This window comes from Methylobacterium sp. yr668 (genome assembly GCF_900116245.1).
Taxonomy (GTDB): Bacteria; Pseudomonadota; Alphaproteobacteria; order Rhizobiales; family Beijerinckiaceae; genus Methylobacterium.
The window spans coordinates 1-1,370 of sequence record NZ_FOZY01000097.1; the positions used below are offsets into that span (position 1 = coordinate 1).

Annotated in this window: 3 protein-coding genes; all 3 read left to right on the forward strand. The window is 66.6% G+C overall.

Annotated elements, in window-relative coordinates; all coding sequences use genetic code 11:
* Positions 1-104: 104 nt before the first annotated feature.
* Positions 105-518: a transposase gene (locus tag BM419_RS31585; RefSeq protein WP_091928780.1), complete on the forward strand. Its 414-nt coding sequence runs from the start codon at positions 105-107 to the stop codon at positions 516-518.
* Complete coding sequence (gene tnpB / locus BM419_RS31590; protein WP_091928781.1) at positions 515-862, forward strand: IS66 family insertion sequence element accessory protein TnpB; 348 nt, start codon at positions 515-517, stop codon at positions 860-862. The genes BM419_RS31585 and tnpB overlap by 4 nt, the downstream gene beginning before the upstream one ends.
* 111 nt (positions 863-973) lie before the next feature.
* The coding region (locus BM419_RS31595; protein WP_210188191.1) for a transposase at positions 974-1,370 on the forward strand (397 nt) is incomplete at its 3' end.

The following is a 1,370-nucleotide window of genomic DNA, read 5'->3' on the forward strand; positions in this document are numbered from 1 at the left end:
GTGCGCATCCGGCGAAGGCCGCCTTGTTTGGAGGTTTATCGGCGTCCAGCTTTTCGGTGATCTGATCCGGCATCGGTGCTGGCATCGGTGCTGGAGATGCTCGGATGGACGATGCGACCTACGTCCGGCGCCGCCGCTGGAGTCCTCAAGAGAAGCGCGCTGTCGTGACGGAGTCTGTGACCAGCGGCAACGTGATCGCGACGGCCAAGCGCCACGGCATCCAGGCGCAGCAGATCTATCGCTGGCGTGAACGGCTGGAGGCGCGGCCGGCCTGTGGCGCTTTCCTGGCTGTGGCGGTCGCGTCGGATCCAGGGCCGTCCAGTCCGGCACCGCTGTCGGAACCGGTGCCGGCATCGCTGCTGGATGACACGAGCAGGGATCGGGATCCGACATCGCGGCCGGAGCGGTCGCCGCGGGTTGAGATCGTGCTGTCCGCCGGGCGCCGGATCATCGTCGAAGGCGGCGTCGAGGTCGACGCGGTGCTTGCGTTGGCGCGGGGCCTTGAGGGCTTTCGATGATCCCGGTTCCGCTTGGGGTGAAGGTCTGGCTTGCCACTGGCCACACCGATATGCGGAAGGGGTTCGCCTCACTGGCGCTGTTGGCGCAGGAGGTGTTGAAGCGTGATCCGCTCGGCGGCCACGTCTTTTGCTTCCGCGGGCGCCGGGGCGATCTCTTGAAGGTAATCTGGCACGACGGGCAGGCGGCGAGCCTCTACGTGCGACGGCTTGAGAAGGGCCGCTTCCTATGGCCCTCGCCAGCCGACGGGGTCGTCGCGATCACGCCCGCACAGATGGGTTATCTGCTCTCCGGGATCGACTGGCGCAATCCGGTGGAGACCTGGCGTCCGACGGTGATCGGATAGGCCTTTTTGCTTGCGTTTGCAGGAGGATGTGATTCCCTCACCGTCGTGAGCGCCGCCCCTTCATCGCCGACTTCGCCCTCGCTTCCCGCCAATCTGGCGGCGGCTCATGCGATGATCCTCAGCGAGCGCCAGGCCAGGATCGAGGCACAGACTGCAGCGTCCCACGCCGTCGCCGAAGCGCTGAAGGCAAAGGCCGCGGCGTCCTCCACCGAAGCGATGATCGCCCACCTCAAGCTGATGATCCAGAAGCTCAGGCGCGAGCTCTACGGCCAGCGATCGGAGCGCACGGCGCGGCTCATCGACCAAATGGAACTGCAGCTTGAGGAGCTGGAGGCCAAGGCTACGGAGGACGAACTCTCGGCAGAGGCTGCGGCGCTGCAGGCCTCGTTGCCGGCTCCGGCGCTACGCCGCCGTCCATCACGCAAGGCGTTCCCGGAACATCTTCCGCGCGAGCGGGTCGTGATCGCAGCGCCTTCGTCGTGCCCGTGCTGCGGCTCCATGAAGCTGT

Excerpts from the sequence above, each read along its gene's own strand:
- BM419_RS31585 (WP_091928780.1), top strand. The coding sequence starts at position 105 with ATGGACGATGCGACCTACGTCCGGCGCCGCCGCTGGAGTCCTCAAGAG.
- tnpB (WP_091928781.1), top strand. The coding sequence starts at position 515 with ATGATCCCGGTTCCGCTTGGGGTGAAGGTCTGGCTTGCCACTGGCCAC.